This is a genomic window from Streptomyces sp. BR123 (assembly GCF_013401435.1).
Taxonomy (GTDB): Bacteria; Actinomycetota; Actinomycetes; order Streptomycetales; family Streptomycetaceae; genus Streptomyces.
Genome location: NZ_JACBGN010000037.1, coordinates 24,249 through 39,487, shown reverse-complemented (window position 1 = coordinate 39,487; position 15,239 = coordinate 24,249). Strand labels below are relative to the sequence as shown.

The 15,239-nt window shown below is 72.4% G+C and carries 17 protein-coding genes; 14 read left to right on the top strand and 3 right to left on the bottom strand.

Annotated elements, in window-relative coordinates; translation table 11 throughout:
• Positions 1 to 221: 221 nt before the first annotated feature.
• Together HYE82_RS09175 and HYE82_RS09170 are read right to left on the bottom strand one after the other, a co-directional pair.
• Positions 222 to 1,244, bottom strand: coding sequence for a LacI family DNA-binding transcriptional regulator (locus HYE82_RS09175; protein ID WP_179173449.1), 1,023 nt, complete (start codon positions 1,242 to 1,244; stop codon positions 222 to 224).
• Positions 1,245 to 1,336: 92 nt separating this feature from the next.
• Entirely contained in the window at positions 1,337 to 2,071 is a 735-nt protein-coding gene (locus HYE82_RS09170; RefSeq protein WP_179173448.1) for a response regulator transcription factor, read from the bottom strand.
• 515 nt (positions 2,072 to 2,586) lie between these two features.
• On the opposite strand from HYE82_RS09170, the gene HYE82_RS09165 reads away from it, so the two are divergent.
• The 12 genes from HYE82_RS09165 to HYE82_RS09110 all read left to right on the top strand — a co-directional run bounded on the left by HYE82_RS09165 (position 2,587) and on the right by HYE82_RS09110 (position 12,521).
• Complete coding sequence (locus tag HYE82_RS09165) at positions 2,587 to 2,841, top strand: MoaD/ThiS family protein (RefSeq protein ID WP_179173447.1); 255 nt, start codon at positions 2,587 to 2,589, stop codon at positions 2,839 to 2,841.
• 10 nt (positions 2,842 to 2,851) lie between these two features.
• Positions 2,852 to 4,372, top strand: a complete 1,521-nt coding sequence (locus HYE82_RS09160; RefSeq protein ID WP_218782412.1) for a hypothetical protein — start codon at positions 2,852 to 2,854, stop codon at positions 4,370 to 4,372.
• Between the two features lie 120 nt (positions 4,373 to 4,492).
• On the top strand, positions 4,493 to 5,230 hold the full coding sequence (locus tag HYE82_RS09155; protein ID WP_179173446.1) for a DUF2993 domain-containing protein: 738 nt from the start codon (positions 4,493 to 4,495) through the stop codon (positions 5,228 to 5,230).
• A 418-nt stretch (positions 5,231 to 5,648) separates the two neighbouring features.
• Positions 5,649 to 6,494: a sulfurtransferase gene (locus HYE82_RS09150; RefSeq protein ID WP_179173445.1), complete on the top strand. Its 846-nt coding sequence runs from the start codon at positions 5,649 to 5,651 to the stop codon at positions 6,492 to 6,494.
• A 54-nt stretch (positions 6,495 to 6,548) separates the two neighbouring features.
• Positions 6,549 to 6,839, top strand: coding sequence for a DUF1416 domain-containing protein (locus tag HYE82_RS09145; protein ID WP_179173444.1), 291 nt, complete (start codon positions 6,549 to 6,551; stop codon positions 6,837 to 6,839).
• Positions 6,840 to 6,996: 157 nt separating this feature from the next.
• The gene (locus tag HYE82_RS09140; protein ID WP_179173443.1) at positions 6,997 to 7,260 is read left to right on the top strand and encodes a DUF3099 domain-containing protein; all 264 of its coding nucleotides are present in this window, start codon (positions 6,997 to 6,999) and stop codon (positions 7,258 to 7,260) included.
• A gap of 111 nt (positions 7,261 to 7,371) precedes the next feature.
• Positions 7,372 to 8,187, top strand: a complete 816-nt coding sequence (locus HYE82_RS09135) for a hypothetical protein (protein ID WP_179173442.1) — start codon at positions 7,372 to 7,374, stop codon at positions 8,185 to 8,187.
• The gene (locus tag HYE82_RS09130) at positions 8,184 to 9,014 is read left to right on the top strand and encodes a hypothetical protein (protein ID WP_309144246.1); all 831 of its coding nucleotides are present in this window, start codon (positions 8,184 to 8,186) and stop codon (positions 9,012 to 9,014) included. The genes HYE82_RS09135 and HYE82_RS09130 overlap by 4 nt, the downstream gene beginning before the upstream one ends.
• 206 nt (positions 9,015 to 9,220) lie before the next feature.
• The gene (locus tag HYE82_RS09125; protein ID WP_179173441.1) at positions 9,221 to 10,009 is read left to right on the top strand and encodes a hypothetical protein; all 789 of its coding nucleotides are present in this window, start codon (positions 9,221 to 9,223) and stop codon (positions 10,007 to 10,009) included.
• Positions 10,010 to 10,340: 331 nt separating this feature from the next.
• On the top strand, positions 10,341 to 10,913 hold the full coding sequence (locus HYE82_RS09120; protein ID WP_179173440.1) for an FABP family protein: 573 nt from the start codon (positions 10,341 to 10,343) through the stop codon (positions 10,911 to 10,913).
• Positions 10,914 to 11,069: 156 nt separating this feature from the next.
• Complete coding sequence (locus HYE82_RS09115; RefSeq protein WP_179173439.1) at positions 11,070 to 11,534, top strand: Fur family transcriptional regulator; 465 nt, start codon at positions 11,070 to 11,072, stop codon at positions 11,532 to 11,534.
• Between the two features lie 21 nt (positions 11,535 to 11,555).
• Entirely contained in the window at positions 11,556 to 12,521 is a 966-nt protein-coding gene (locus HYE82_RS09110; RefSeq protein ID WP_179173438.1) for a folate-binding protein YgfZ, read from the top strand.
• 54 nt (positions 12,522 to 12,575) lie between these two features.
• On the opposite strand, the gene dtd is transcribed toward HYE82_RS09110, so the two are convergent.
• Positions 12,576 to 13,001, bottom strand: a complete 426-nt coding sequence (gene dtd / locus HYE82_RS09105) for a D-aminoacyl-tRNA deacylase (RefSeq protein ID WP_179173437.1) — start codon at positions 12,999 to 13,001, stop codon at positions 12,576 to 12,578.
• Between the two features lie 162 nt (positions 13,002 to 13,163).
• On the opposite strand from dtd, the gene HYE82_RS09100 reads away from it, so the two are divergent.
• Both HYE82_RS09100 and HYE82_RS09095 read left to right on the top strand, forming a co-directional pair.
• Positions 13,164 to 13,823 carry an AmfC protein gene (locus HYE82_RS09100; protein WP_179173436.1) on the top strand — a complete coding sequence of 220 codons (660 nt, stop codon included), beginning with the start codon at positions 13,164 to 13,166 and terminating at the stop codon, positions 13,821 to 13,823.
• Between the two features lie 62 nt (positions 13,824 to 13,885).
• Complete coding sequence (locus tag HYE82_RS09095) at positions 13,886 to 15,130, top strand: GNAT family N-acetyltransferase (RefSeq protein ID WP_179173435.1); 1,245 nt, start codon at positions 13,886 to 13,888, stop codon at positions 15,128 to 15,130.
• Positions 15,131 to 15,239: the final 109 nt, after the last annotated feature.

The following is a 15,239-nucleotide window of genomic DNA, read 5'->3' as shown; positions in this document are numbered from 1 at the left end:
GGGTAGGACCCGCCGGGAGGCGCGCCGTGGTACGTGCGGTTCTCCTGCGGGTACCCGCCCTCGCGGCGGTGGCTCTCGGTCATGTCCAAGACTGTGTCCGCGGATCATGAGAGCTTTCTGAGTGCCCGCTGAGAAGCGCGACAGAACTCGCACGCCCGGTACGAGCCCGCCCCCGGCCCCGCCGGACGGGCGGAGCCGGCCCCAGGGGCGGCGGGGGCGGTTCAGAGGCAGCCGCAGGAGCGCCGGATCACCAGCGCCGACGGGAACTGCTTGAGCCGCTCCCGGCGCGAGCCGGACACCCGCAGCCCGTCGTCGAGGACGAGGTCCACGGCGGCCCGCGCCATCGCCGGGCGGTCCGAGGCGACGGTGGTCAGCGGCGGGTCCGTCAGCGCCGCTTCCTTCACGTCGTCGAAGCCGGCGACCGCCAGCTCCCCGGGCACGTCGATCCGCAGCTCCCGGGCGGCCCGCAGCACGCCGATGGCCTGGTCGTCGGTGGCGCAGAAGACGGCCGGCGGGCGGTCGGGGCCCGACAGGAGCTCCAGCGCGACGCGGTAGGCGTCGTAGCGGTTGTACGGGGCCTCGATCAGGCGCCCCTCGACCGACCGGCCCGACTCCAGCATGGCCCGGCGCCAGCCCTCGACGTGGTCGGCGACGGGGTCGCCGACCGACGGGGTGTTCTCGATGCCGCCGATGCAGACGACGTACTCGTGCCCGTGTTCGAGGAGGTGGCGGGTGGCGAGCTGCGCGCCGCCGATGTCGTCGGTGACCACCGCGACGTCGTCTATGGCCTCGGGCCGCTCGTGCAGCAGCACCACCCGGGCGTCCCAGGCCTCGATCTCGGAGGCCGCCCGCTCGCTCATGCCCTGGCTGACCAGGATCAGGCCGGACACCCGCATGCCGAGGAAGGCGCGCAGGTAGTGGACCTCGCGCTCGTCCCGGTAGTCGGAGTTCCCGACGAGCACCATCTTCCCGCGCTCGGCGGCAGCCTGTTCGACCGCGTGCGCCATCTCCGCGAAGAACGGCTGGCGCGCGTCCGGAACGATCATGCCTATGAGGTCGGTACGCCGGGACGCCATGGCCTGGGCGACCCGGTCCGGGCGGTAGCCCAGCTCCTTGATCGCTGCGAGTACACGCTCGCGCGTGGCCGGGGCGACCGGCCGGGGTCCGTTGTTGATGACGTAGCTCACGACGGCGGTTGAAGTACCCGCAAGTCGCGCCACATCATCCCGCGTCACCTTGGCCACGCTGGGAGTCTACGCGGGGTGACCGGCCTCTGGGCAGGGCATCCTGTGGAGTGGACGACACAGGGGCTTCCGCCGTACGGGGGACGGCCCCCCTACGCGTCGGCCGAGACCTGTGAGGGCGCCCGCTCCGCGGCCTCCGCCGAGGCCCGTTCGACCTTCTCCGGTGTGACGAAACGGTAGCCCACGTTCCGGACGGTGCCGATGAGCGATTCGTGTTCCGGGCCGAGCTTCGCGCGCAGCCGCCGGACGTGCACGTCCACCGTCCGGGTGCCGCCGAAGTAGTCGTAGCCCCAGACCTCCTGCAGCAGCTGGGCCCGGGTGAAGACCCGGCCCGGGTGCTGGGCGAGGTACTTGAGCAGCTCGAACTCCTTGAAGGTGAGGTCGAGGACCCGGCCCTTCAACTTCGCCGAGTACGTCGCCTCGTCGACCGACAGGTCGCCGTTGCGGATCTCCATGGGGGAGTCGTCGGCGCCCAGCTGCTGGCGGCCGGTGGCCAGCCGCAGCCGTGCCTCGACCTCGGCCGGGCCGGCCGTGTCCAGGAGGACGTCGTCGATGCCCCAGTCCGCGGTGACGGCCGCCAGGCCGCCCTCGGTGACGACGAGGATCAGGGGACAGCCCGGCCCGGTGGAGCGCAGCAGCTGGCACAGCGACCGCACCTGCGGCAGGTCCCGGCGGCCGTCGACGAGGATGACGTCCGCCCCGGGGGTGTCCACGAGGGCCGGGCCCTCGGCGGGGGCCACCCGTACGTTGTGCAGCAGCAGGCCGAGGGCAGGCAGCACCTCGGTGGACGGCTGGAGGGCGTTGGTCAGCAGCAGGAGAGAGCTCATGCCCGCCCCCCTGCCCGGGTCGGTCGGTGGTGCGCGGTTCGCTGGTCCGTCACGTCGGTTCCTCCTCGGTCCCGTCGAGGACTTTCGCGGTACTGCTTCGTACGGGTGCGTGCCGGGCGCGGTGCGGTGGTGCCCCGTGCCCGGTCCCTGCAGGCGTCGGCCGGTCCCCGCGCCCCGGGGGCCGGCCGGGCGCCCTTGTTCTCGTTCCGTTCAACGTACTGAAAGCACAAAAGGACCCGGGGGCAACGTTGCCCGGATCCTTCGCCAGCAGGATAGCCCACCTGCCGACGCCCGGCCGAGGCTTCCGGATCGCGCCTTCTGTGGTTCGCGCCACCTCCGGAACCAGCGTATGCCCCGGTTTCGGAGGATCGGCGGGCTTCGGGAGGCCGCTGTGGGCCGTCCGGATGCACTCCGGCCGCACCGGGCCGTGCGCAGGCGCACCCAGGCACGCGGGACCAGCGGCCGGAAGGGGCCATCATGGAGGCCGACGGTAGACCCGACGAAGAGGAGCTGCAGTGGCAACCGGAACCATCCGCTACTGGGCGGCGGCCAAGGCCGCGGCCCATACGGCGGAGGAGCCGTACTCGGCGCGGACACTGGCCGAGGCGCTCGACGCAGTGCGGGAACGCCACCCCGGCGAGCTGACCCGGGTCCTGCTGCGATGCTCCTTCCTCGTGAACGACGAGCCCGTGGGCAAGCGCCCGCACGACGCCGTCCTGCTGACCGAGGGGGGCACCGTCGAGGTGCTCCCGCCGTTCGCGGGCGGGTGAGCGGAAACCGATGAGCACTCCCGAGGAACAGCAGCGGCAGCAGGCCGCCGCACAGCAGCAGCCTGGGCAGCAGGCCGCCGGGCAGCCGGGATACGCGCCGCAGGACCCGTACGCGACCCAGACCTGGCAGTCGGACACCTGGGACACGAGCTACCAGCCGGTGGTGCGCGCCGCCGAGCCGGTGCAGCCGCAGCAGCCCGTGGCGCCCGAGGGGTGGTTCCGGGACGGCGCCCCCGCCGCACCCGCGCCCGCCGCCCCGCAGGCGTCCGCCGGCCCGGCGGCCGTGCCCGCGCCGGCTCCCGGGACGGGGGCAGGAGCCGGAGCGGGGACGGACTGGGCGGAAACCGCCTACCTCCCGCCGTATCCCGGCCCGGCCGACCCGCAGGCGCAGCAGCGGCCCCGGCCGCAGATGCCGTCGCAGGGGGAACCGCAGGCGTACCGGTCCACTGTGGCGCCCGAGGGGTGGTTCCGGGACGACGCCCCTGCCGCGCCCGCTCCGGCCCCGGCCGCTTCGGTGCAGGACTGGGCCGCCGAGACGGCCTACCTCCCGCCGGTCCCGCCGCAGAACGCCGCCGCCGCCGAGACCGCCTTCCTCCCGCCCGTGCAGGAGGGCGCCGTCCCGGAGGGCTGGTTCCGGGACGCGGCCCCCGCGGCTGCGGCTCCCGCTGCCGCCGCCGCGCCCGGACGGCATGCCGCGCCCGCTCCCGGCGGCCCCGCCGACCCGGCCGACGAGCCCGAGTGGTCCCCGCCCACCCTCGGCGGGAACACCATGCGCGCCGTCGACCCGGCCCAGGCCCGCGCCGAGGGCCGCTCGCCGATCATCGACCCCGGCCCGCAGTCGGCCGTGGTCACCACCGGGCTCGGGCTGCTGCTCGCCGTCGCCGCCGTCGTCGGCGACCTCGGGCTGCTCCTGCCGCTGGTGGCGCTCCAGGGCCTCACCGCGGCCGGCTGGTTCCGGCTCAACGGCATGTGGCCGGCCCGCCAGGGCATCGCCCTCGCCTTTGCCGGTGCCCTCGTCGCGGACGCCGCGGGGCTCGCGGTGGACGACACGTACGCCGCCGGCGCGATCATCGGCACGCTCGGCGTGTGGGTGCTGCTCACGCTGGTCCTCCAGCTGCGCAGCCAGGCCGACCCGGACGAGCGGATGTACGGCCTGATGGCCTCGGTGGCCTCCGCCGCCCTCGCCATCGTGTGCGCCGGGTACCTGGCCGCCGACTCCGCGGCCGTCACCGTCGGGGCGGTGGCCGTCGCGGTCGCCGTGTTCGTCCGCGCGCTGCCCCTGCCGCCCCTGCCGTCCGCCGGCGTGGCGCTGGCCGCGGCGGCCGGTGCGGGCATCGCGGTCGGCGGGATGACCTCCGTCGGGGTGGGCGGGGCGCTGCTCGGCCTGGCCGCCGGGGTGTGCGCGCTGATCGGGCTGCGCGTGGCGGCGTACGACTACCCGTCGAAGTTCGTGCACATGACGGCCGGCGTGGCGCTGCCGCTGGCGGCCGCCGCTCCCGCCGTCTACCTGATGGGACGGGTGGTGGGCTGAGGCCCGGGCAGGAACCGTGGACACGCGGGGCGGAGGCCGTCGGCGACGCTGACGGCCTCCGTACGTATGTACATGGTCAACTAGAGGCGACGTACCGGTCTTTACAGGGGGGAGAGGCGCGTGCGTTTCCTGCGTGTCATGGTGATCGTCGTCGTGGTGCTGGGCGCGTTGGCCGTCGGGGCGGACCGCTGGGCGGCCGACTATGCCGAGGGCAGGCTCGCCGAGCGAATACAGGCGCGCCAAGGGCTCGCCGGGTCCGCCGAGGTGGAGATCCGCGGCTTCCCGTTCCTGACCCAGGCGCTGAGCCACGAGCTCGAACAGGTCGACATCCGGCTGGACGGCGTCGACGCCGTCGCGGACGGCCGCAAGACCCGGCTCTCGCAGCTCCGGGCGAGCTTCCGCGGAGTGAAGCTGAACGGGGACTACAGCGGGGGTACGGCCCGGAAGGCCGAGGGCTCCGCGCTGATCACGTACCCGGACCTGACCGAGGCCTCACAGACCGGCGTGAAGCTCGCCCACGGAGGGGCGCCGGACAAGGTGAAGGTGACCGCGTCGGTGGAGGTCCTCGGCCGGACCTTCACCCGCAGCGTGGTGTCGACCGTCACGCTCGTCGACGCGCAGGACGGCGGGAACGGCGGAAGCGGCAAGGGCGGCGGCAAGCTGGTCCGGGTGCGGGCCGACGAGGTACCCGGCGAGGGCATCCCCGGGGTCGAGAGCGCGATCCGCAAGAAGACGGACTTCGAGCGGCGCCTCGACGGCGGGCTGCCGGGCGGGCTCCAGCTGACCGGGCTGACCGCGGACGAGGCCGGCGTACACCTGGTGCTGAGCGGAACGGACGTCTCGCTGGCCGGATCGTGAGACAGCACGGTCCGATCCGCAGAAGGTCAGGTCGCGGACGGGCCCCGCCGGGGCGTCCGGGGGCCGTCCGGGGCGGACGGCGTCCCGCTATCCGGACGTTTCCGTCTCGATATATGACACGCCGGTGACAGGGCGGCCCGTTCGTCCCTACGATCCAGGCATGAAGCATCAGCAGGCGGACCTCACGAAGCGACGGGCAGTAGACCTGTGTCGCGTCGCCGCCATGCTCTGTCGATCCATGTGACCTGAGAGCGCATCGCTCCACCAGTTCGGACGACCGTCCTTCCCGCGTGACCGTGCGCAGCCGTCTCCTCCCTGTCCACTGGCGCCTCCCCGCTCAGTGCCCACGGGAGCGCCCTGCGCCGCCCTCAGCAGCATCCGCACCGCCCCGCCGCACACTGCCCCGGAGGAGAACACCATGAGCCGCAGCGACGTCCTCGTTGACGCCGACTGGGTCGAGGCCCACCTGAACGACGCCAACGTCGTCATCGTCGAGGTGGACGAGGACACGTCCGCCTACGACAAGAACCACATCGCCGGCGCCGTCCGGATCGACTGGAAGAAGGACCTCCAGGACCCGGTCCGCCGCGACTTCGTGGACCAGGAGGGCTTCGAGAAGCTCCTGTCCGCCAAGGGCATCTCCAACGACGACACCGTCGTCCTCTACGGCGGCAACAACAACTGGTTCGCGTCCTACGCCTACTGGTACTTCAAGCTGTACGGCCACCAGGACGTCCGCCTCCTCGACGGCGGCCGCAAGAAGTGGGAGCTGGACTCCCGCGACCTGGTCGACGGCTCCGAGGTCCCGAACCGCCCGGCCACCGCGTACAAGGCCAAGGCCCAGGACTCCTCGATCCGCGCCTTCCGCGACGACGTCGTGGCCGCGATCGGCTCCCTGAACCTGGTCGACGTCCGCTCGCCCGACGAGTTCTCCGGCAAGCTGCTCGCCCCGGCCCACCTGCCGCAGGAGCAGTCGCAGCGCCCCGGCCACGTGCCGAGCGCCCGCAACATCCCGTGGTCGAAGAACGCCAACGACGACGGCACCTTCAAGTCCGACGAGGAGCTCAAGGCCCTCTACGAGACCGAGCAGGTCGACCTGGCGAAGGACACCATCGCCTACTGCCGCATCGGTGAGCGCTCCGCGCTGACGTGGTTCGTGCTGCACGAGCTCCTGGGCCAGGAGAACGTCAAGAACTACGACGGCTCGTGGACCGAGTACGGCTCCTTGGTCGGCGTGCCGATCGAGCTGGGCCCCAACAAGTAATCCCGGGCACGCGACACCCGGCAGAACCACTTCTCGAGGACAGGACAGAGAAACATGTGCGGAGCACAGATCGGCGGACCGGAGCTCGGTGCGCTCAAGCCCGGTGAGACGGCCATCCAGGGGCAGGTGACCAAGGACGGCGAGCCCGTCAGCGGCTACGTGCGGCTGCTCGACTCGACCGGCGAGTTCACCGCGGAGGTCCCGACCTCGGCGACCGGCCAGTTCCGCTTCTACGCGGCGACCGGCACCTGGACGCTGCGGGCGCTCGTCCCGGGCGGCCAGGCGGACCGCGCCGTGGTCGTGGCCGAGGCCGGCGGCGTCACGAACGTGGCGATCGCGGTCTGACCGGCCGCCGTCACCGGTACCGGCACCGCCGGTACCACCGGCAGCCCACGAACCGGCCGGAGGGCCGCACCCCAGGGGGTTGGACGCCACTGGAGCAGGGTGCGGCCCTTCGCGCCGTCCGGCGCCGTACGTGCGCCTGCGGACCTACGCTGGAGGCATGTACGCCCGGCGGCGCCGCATCTACTTCCTCCTCATGGGCGGATGCCTCTTCCTCTTCGTCTCCGCCTGGTCCTTCGTGCGCCTGCTCTCGGTCGAGGCGGCCGTGGCCATGTGCGTCGTCGCCATGGTCATCCCGCCGGTCGCCGCGATGATCGCGAACCGGCGCGGCCCGGACGACCGCTGGTGGGACGACCCGTCGGGCGATCCGCAGTCCGACGAGTGGTGGGACGAACTGGACGGAAAGCGGCGCCACGACAAATGATCCTCCGCCGGCCCGAAACCCAATACGTTTCCGTACAACCGTTCCCCTCCGGTACATGTCAAGGCTGCGCGGGTGATCACCCGCATGGACAGTCCTGTGGGGGACACTTCCTTGGAACATGAACAGACCCCTTCCGAGCTGCGGAAAGAGCAGGAAGCGGGCCCGGAGCCGGATGCACCGGCACGACCCGGCACCGTTGCCGCCCTGGGTGCCCGGCGCCGCGGCCGTCGCACCGCCCTGCTGACCGCGGGCGCGGCCGCCCTCGGCATCCTCGCGGGCACCGTGACCGGCTACGCCGTCCAGTACGGCCGCCCGCCGACCCCGCTGCCGCCGCTGGCCCAGCAGAAGATCGACCAGCCGAAGCCGCAGGCTCCGAACGAGTCGACGAGCGCCCGCGCATTGAACGCCCATCGCTGGCACAAGACGGACGACGACCTCACCAAGCTGCTGCTGGAGGCCCCGGGCGGCGTACAGGTCCTGGACTCCGGAACCGAGTCCGCGGACGAGTTCGCGGCGGACTACTACGTGAAGCCCAACGCCGGCCTCGAACATCAGATCCGGTACGACCTGCGGCGGATCGCCATGATCCGCTGGTCGCAGGACGACCGGAACCACGTCACGGTCCGGCTGCTGCAGTACCGGGACCGAGCCGGTGCCGACTGGTACCAGCATGCCCACGACTACCTGTCGGAGAAGAGGTTCGCGGGCAACCCGGGCAAGGACCTGGCCGGCGTGCCCGCCGACTTCGGCCACGTGTGGGTGGACTCCGAGGCCAAGCAGGAACCGGGCTACCACCCGACCAGGTCGGCCCGGGTCCTCGCCCGGCGGGGCGACATCGTCATGGAACTCGACTACGCGAACACCCGCGGTGTCATCGATGAGAACGACGTCGTCGAGCTGGCCCGGCGGCAGTGGGAGCGGCTGTGACCGATCTGCAGGACCAGAACCAGGGCCGGCACCAGGACACGGCGGCCGCGAACCCGCAGTCCGTCGCAACGCCCGCGCGCACGCCGAAGCGCAGGACCAAGACGCTGATCGCGGGCGGGGCGGGCATCGCGGTGCTCGCTGCCGGAGCCCTGTGGGCGGCCGGGAGGATGGCCGACGCCGACCGCACCTCGCCGACGCGGTACTGGGTCGCGGCCGGGGCCAAGCCGAAGCCGTCCGGCTCATCGGACTCGACGGCAGCCGTCCCGCCGAACGAGCTGACGGGCAAACTGGTGCCGATTCCCGCCGACTACGAGCCCGGCCCCGATATCGACGTCGAGGGCAACGACTTCTACATCCCGGGGGAGCGGGCGCTGCAGGCCTTCAAGGACGCGCGCACCGGGCTCTCCGGCGACCAGCGGGCGGAACGGGACAAAGCGCTCGCGGACCTGAAGCTGAAGGGCATGGCCGGGCGCAGCTACCACCGTGTCCGAGACCAGCAGGTGGCGGAGATCCACCTCATGCAGGCCGACTCCCAGGCCCTGGCCCGGTTCTCGGAGTTCAGCAAGAAGATCATCGATTTCATGGGCAACGGCCGTGAGGCGCCGAAGGTGGAGGGCTTCCCCGACGCCAAGTGCACGCTCCAGTCCCTCGGCAAGGAGAAGAAGGAGGAGAAGGACAAGATCGACACGATCGATTGCGTGGCCGTCCGGGGCGACGTGCTGGTGAGCTTCCGGTGGTACGGCCCCAAGCCGTTCTCCGCCGACGACGCCGTCGGCCTCTTCCGGCAGCAGCTGACCCATCTGACGTCCCCCGGGGAGTCCGCGTGACCGAGCAGAACACCGCCGACACCGCCGAGGCCGTCGCCGACACCGCCGACGGCCCGACGGCTGCCCCTGGGGCCACCATGGCGTCACCCGCACCCGCACCCGCCACGCCTGCGCCTGCCACGCCTGCGCCTGCCTCGCCTGCGCCTGCCTCGCCTGCGCCTGCCTCGCCTGCGCCTGCTTCGCCTGCGCCGAAGGACCGGCGCGCATTGTTCGCCGCCCTGCGCTGGACGGCCGTACTCGCCGTCTTCGCGGCCTTCGGCACGGGGGCCGCATACGGGATCACCCAGGCCGACCGCACAGACCTCCCCGGCCTGTCCACCGAAGGTGACGGCCGCTGGACGTACCCGACCCTGGCCAAGCCGGCCCTGCCGGCCGGCGCCCCGCTGGCCAAGGGCCCGGACAACAAGGCCGAGACGCACTACGCGCCGCTCGCCGACCTGCTGCTGCCGGCCCCCGAAGGAGCACGCCCGGACGCCGGGCTCAAGACGGACAAGGACCGGCTGGTGTCGGTGGACACCTTCTTGGAGCAGTACGCCCCCGACAGCCGGGCGAAGCTGAAGGAGCAGCTGGAGCATGAGGGGCTGCGTCAGATCGTCGGCCGCGGCTGGACCACCCCGGACGGCACCCGCACGCACGTCTACCTGCTGCGCTTCCATGCCGCCGGCTTCGTGGACGCCTTCCGCGGCTGCGACACCAACACGCGGCTGGCCGGTGCCCCGGTGCTGGAGATGGACCTCACCTGGCGGAAGGCGCAGATCGGGCAGAGCAGTCTGGAGGGCCAGGTCCTCCAGGGTCCCCATGGCCCCGGCACCCTGAACAGCAGCGACATCAGCCTGTACCAAGAGGTCATGCCGGCGGTCGGCGAGGAGCAGAGCAGGCTCGGGTGCCTTCAGGCGGGCGACGTCCAGGGTGTGGTCATCCAGACCCGGAAGGGCGGGCCGGCCACCGTCCCCTTCCACCAGACGGTCGTCCTGCAGAGCCAGCTGCTGAGCTGACCGGCCCCGCCGCCAGGGCCGGCGCGCCCCGCCGCCAGGGCCGGCGCGCCCCGCCGGAGGTGGCGGCTGCGGCCTACCTCACGGCGTGCGCCGGTCCCCAGGCCAGTAGGCTTGGGGACCGGCCCCGTACCCGCCACCCGAAACCTCCGAGGAGCACCCCGTGCTTGAGGCATTCTTCACCTCCCTGCTGATCCTGGTCTGCGTCGGCGTCCTCGCCTTCACCGGCCTGGCCGTGAAGAAGCTGTACCAGGGCCAGCGCTGATCTCCCCCAGATCGGCCATCCCCCCGGACCACCGGAATCCCCTCCCAGAGATCGTCTGAGCAGCCATCCATGATCCAGATCCCGTCCGACCTGAACCCCGGCCTCGTCCCCCTCGCCTTCCTCCTCGGCACCTGGGAGGGAGCGGGCGTCTTCGACTTCCCCGGTGAGGAGAAGTGCAACTTCGGCCAGGAAGTCGTCTTCACCCACGACGGCCGGGACTTCCTGGAGTACACCTCCCGCACCTGGGTCCTCGACACCGAGGGCAAGAAGGTGCGGCCGCTGGAGTCGGAGTCCGGCTACTGGCGCATCGACGTTGACCGCAAGGTCGAGGTCGTCATGGTCCGCGACCAGGGCGTCATCGAGGTCTGGTACGGCGAGCTCGCCGACAAGAAGCCCCAGATCGACCTGGCCACGGACGCAGTAGCCCGCACCGCCGCCTCCGGCCCGTACAGCGGTGGCAAGCGCCTCTACGGCTACGTCAAGAGCGACCTGATGTGGGTCGGCGAGAAGGCCACCCCGGAGGTCGAGCTGCGCCCGTACATGTCGGCCCAGCTCAAGAAGGTCGTCACGCCCGAGGAGGTCGCCGAGATGGCGCGCAACCTCCCGGACATGCCGGACGACGGCATCGCGTTCTTCCGCTGAGCCGCCGTACTGGCCGTACCGGCCGTACCGGCTGATCGGGCCGGGCCGGGCCGGACCGGCCGAGCGGATCGGACCGCCCGTCCGGCCGGACACGCACATGGGACGAGGGGACCGCGGGCCCGCCCGCGGTCCCCTTCCCGCGCTTACACTGGCCGGGTGGTGAGCGCCGAAAGCCCCGACCGTGCCTCGGGCACCGACTGGAAGAGCGACCTGCGGCAGCGCGGATACCGGCTGACCCCGCAGCGCCAGCTCGTGCTCGAAGCGGTCGACACCCTGGAGCACGCGACGCCGGACGAGATCCTCGCCCACGTGCGCAAGACGGCCTCCGGGGTCAACATCTCCACCGTCTACCGCACGCTGGAACTCCTGGAGGACCTGAAGCTGGTCTCCCACGCCCACCTCGGGCACGGGGCCCCCACCTACCACCTCGCCGACCGGCACCACCACATCCACCTGGTGTGCCGCGACTGCGGGGACGTGATCGAGGCGGACCTGGACGTGGCCGCCGAGTTCACCGAGAAGCTCCGCGCCACCTTCGGCTTCGAGACCGACATGAAGCACTTCGCGATCTTCGGTCTGTGCCGCAAGTGCGCCGCCGAGCACCGTGCCGAACCCGCATAGCAGGGTCGTAGGCTTGGTCCCATGACCAGCCCTTTGCTGAACCTCCCCGGCGCCGTCCAGGCCGAAGGCCGTGACGAGGGTGTCGCCGCCCACTACGGAGAGCTCTACGGCGAACAGCGCGCCCTCGCCGACGGCCGCGGCTTCGTCGACCTCTCCCACCGCGGCGTCGTCACCGTCACCGGACCGGAACGGCTGAGCTGGCTGCACCTGCTGATCACCCAGCACGTGACCGAACTCCCGCCCGGGCAGGCCACCGAGGCGCTGATCCTCTCCGCGAACGGCCACATCGAGCACCAGCTCCATCTCGTCGACGACGGCGAGACCGTGTGGGCGCACGTCGAGCCCGGCAGCCAGGAGGCGCTGATCGCCTACCTGGAGTCGATGAAGTTCTTCTACCGCGTCGAAGTCGCCGACCGCACGGCCGAGTTCGCGGTCGTCCACCTGCCGGCCGGCTCCATCGCCGAGGTCCCGAAGGAGTACGTGGTCCGGGAGGCGCCGCACGGCCGGGACGTCTTCCTGCCCCGCGCGGAGCTGGAGGCCTTCGCCGCCGCGCACGGCCCGGCCGCCGGGCTCCTCGCGTACGAGGCCCTGCGCGTGGAGGCGCACCGGCCGCGACTCGGCCTGGAGACCGACCACCGCACGATCCCGCACGAGATCGGCCTGATCGGCACCGCCGTGCACCTTCAGAAGGGCTGCTACCGCGGCCAGGAGACGGTGGCCCGCGTCCACAACCTGGGGAAGCCGCCGCGCCGCCTGGTCTTCCTGCACCTGGACGGCTCCGAGGTGCACCTCCCGTCGCACGGCGCGCCCGTCCGGCTCGCCGCGGACGGGGAGGAGGGTCGCCAGCTCGGCTTCGTGACCACCGCGGTCCGCCACCACGAGCTGGGCCCGATCGCCCTCGCCCTGGTCAAGCGGAACGTGCCGGTCGACGCGCCGCTGCTGGCCGGGAAGACGGCCGCCTCGCAGGAGGTCGTCGTAGCGCCCTGACCGGGCGCGGGCCGACCCCTGAAGGCCCCCCGTCCGGCCCCGTCCGGGTGCCGTTCAGACGTCGATGACGATGGTGAACGGGCCGTGGTTGGTGAGCGAGACCCGCATGTCCGCCCCGAACCGGCCCGTCTCCACCGTCGCCCCCAGCGCACGCAGCTGCGCGACGACCTCGTCCACCAGCGGCTCGGCCACCTCGCCGGGCGCCGCCGCGTTCCAGGTGGGGCGGCGGCCCTTGCGGGCGTCCCCGTACAGCGTGAACTGCGAGATCACCAGCAGCGGCGCGGCCACGTCGCTGCAGGACTTCTCCCCCTCCAGGATCCGTACGGACCACAGCTTGCGCGCCAGCTGCGCCGCCTTCTCCGGTGTGTCGTCGTGGGTCACCCCCACCAGGACGCACAGCCCCTCGCCGACGATCTCGCCCACGGTCTCGCCGGCCACGACGACGCTCGCGCCGTCCACTCTCTGCACCACTGCTCGCATACCACCTGTGTACCAGGCATGCACCCGTCCGGGGCCGATCGGGTGGACCGGAACTGCGCCGGCACCACGGACAGTGGCACGATGCACGCAGGCGGTGCTTTCGCCCGGCCCCACGGGCCGGGCGAGACCCCATGCACCGGTCGAGGGGACGGACACGTTCACATGAATACTTCTGGTACCTCCGTATCTGCGTTGGCCACATCAGCCACACCAGCCGCTTCAACCGCTTCGGCCGTTTCGGCCGCTTCCATCCCGTCAGCAGTGGCCGCTCCGGGGGCCGGCGCGGTCCGACCACCCGCGCAGCGCACCGCGGAGGAGCAGGCGCCGACCACGCCCGCCACCGCGCTCGGACTGCCGGAACTGCGCACCCTGCGGCGCGAGGCCCAGCGCGACGAGGCCGACCTCAGCTACATCCGCAGACTGCTGCAGGGCCGGATCGACATCCTGCGGGCCGAACTGGCCCGGCGCAGCGACCCGGAGGCGCCCGTCACACCCGAGCCTCCGGTGGTGGACCGGCTCTCGGAGATCCTCGCTGACGCGCCGTCCAGCCGCAGCGCCTCCGCCCGGCACGTCACGCTCGGGACCCCGCACGGCGAGGAGTACCGACTGCTGGCAGCGGAGATGCTGGCCGACGTGGAGCTGTCGGACCTCCAGGCCCGGACGGACGGCGAACTGCACGACGCGATGGGCCGGTTGGTGCACTGCGAGCAGCAGGTCTCGCGCCGCCGACAGCAGTTGCAGCGCACGGTGGACGACTGCACCGCGGAGATCACCCGGCGCTACCGGGAGGGCGAGGCACAGGTGGACGACCTGCTCGTGTGAGCGGGCGCGGCGGCGGAAATTGCCGCGACGCGGTGCGGACGGGCGCACTAGCGTGGCGAGTTATGAGTGCTGACGTGCGGCTGATCGTCGAATCCGAATTCCCCGCCTGGATGCGGGCCGTGAACACCGGCTTCCTGACCGCGACCCGGGTGGCGGATTCCGACGTCGCCCAGCGCGCCAAGTACAGCGACCTCGCCCGCGTGTGGGGCTCCTTCGACACGGCCACCGGCGCCTGCGTGGGCACCCTGCGCTCCTTCCGGCAGGAGCTCACGGTGCCCGGCGGGGCGACGGTCACGGCCGCCGCGATCAGCAACGTCACGGTGATGCCCACGCACCGCCGCCGGGGCCTGCTGAGCCGCATGATGGCCGGGGAGCTGGCCGCCGCCGTCGAGCGCGGCGACGTGCTGTCGACGCTGATCGCCGCCGAGTACCCGATCTACGGCCGGTACGGGTACGGTCCCGCGGTGACGGCCGCGGAATGGGAGATCGACGTCAAGCGCACCGGGCTGGACCCGCGATGGTCGCGGCCCGAGGACGGCGGCCGGATCGACATCGTGGACGCGGCCGAGGCGCGCCGGGTGGGCCCGGCCCTGCACGACCGGATACGGGCCTCACGGCACGGCGCGGTGAACCGCGACGAGCGCTGGTGGAACCTGGCCACCGGCCGGGAGGAGATGTCGTTCCGGCCGTACAAGGACAGGTTCCACGCGGTGTACCGGACGGCGGAGGGCGAGGTGGCCGGCCTGGCGGCGTACACCGCCGACGACCACTGGACGGACGCGAAGACCCCGCAGAACACGCTCCAGGTCACGGAGCTGCTCGCCGCCACCCCCGCCGCCGAGCGGGCCCTGTGGCACTTCCTGTGCTCCATCGACTGGGTGCTGAAGGTGCGCACCGGCTACCGGGCCCCCGACGACCTGGTCCCGCAGCTGCTGCCCGACCCGCGCGCGGCCCGGCTGGTGACCTGCGCGGACTTCCTGTGGGTGCGGCTGCTGGACGTCGTACGGGCTCTGCGGGCGCGGACGTACGCGGTGCCCGGGGTCCTCGTCCTGGAGGTCGTCGACCCGGACGGCCCGGCCGCCGGGCGCTACCGGCTCGACGCGGGCACCGGGGAGTGCACGGTCACCGACGAGCCCGCGGGCCTGCGACTGGACGCGGCCGCTCTGGGCTCCCTGTACCTCGGCGACGAGTCCGCCGTGCGGCTCGGCGCGCTCGGGCGGGTGGCCGAGGAGCGGCCTGGCGCGCTGGCGCTGGCCGACGCGGTGTTCCGGACGGCGCGGCGCCCCTGGTGCCCGGACGTTTTCTGACCGGGACATGCTCGAAGGCGCGGGTGTGGAGGCAGGCGCGGACATGGATGCGGACGAAGGCGGGGCTTTGGAACCGGAACGGGAACCGGAACGGGAACTGGAATTGGAA

Bases quoted from the DNA above. Each gene is read 5' to 3' on its own strand.
- HYE82_RS09095 (WP_179173435.1), top strand. From the start codon at position 13,886: ATGAGTGCTGACGTGCGGCTGATCGTCGAATCCGAATTCCCCGCCTGG.
- HYE82_RS09160 (WP_218782412.1), top strand. From the start codon at position 2,852: ATGAGCACTCCCGAGGAACAGCAGCGGCAGCAGGCCGCCGCACAGCAG.
- HYE82_RS09100 (WP_179173436.1), top strand. From the start codon at position 13,164: ATGAATACTTCTGGTACCTCCGTATCTGCGTTGGCCACATCAGCCACA.
- dtd (WP_179173437.1), bottom strand. From the start codon at position 13,001: ATGCGAGCAGTGGTGCAGAGAGTGGACGGCGCGAGCGTCGTCGTGGCC.
- HYE82_RS09120 (WP_179173440.1), top strand. From the start codon at position 10,341: ATGATCCAGATCCCGTCCGACCTGAACCCCGGCCTCGTCCCCCTCGCC.
- HYE82_RS09140 (WP_179173443.1), top strand. From the start codon at position 6,997: ATGTACGCCCGGCGGCGCCGCATCTACTTCCTCCTCATGGGCGGATGC.
- HYE82_RS09145 (WP_179173444.1), top strand. From the start codon at position 6,549: ATGTGCGGAGCACAGATCGGCGGACCGGAGCTCGGTGCGCTCAAGCCC.
- HYE82_RS09170 (WP_179173448.1), bottom strand. From the start codon at position 2,071: ATGAGCTCTCTCCTGCTGCTGACCAACGCCCTCCAGCCGTCCACCGAG.
- HYE82_RS09110 (WP_179173438.1), top strand. From the start codon at position 11,556: ATGACCAGCCCTTTGCTGAACCTCCCCGGCGCCGTCCAGGCCGAAGGC.
- HYE82_RS09150 (WP_179173445.1), top strand. From the start codon at position 5,649: ATGAGCCGCAGCGACGTCCTCGTTGACGCCGACTGGGTCGAGGCCCAC.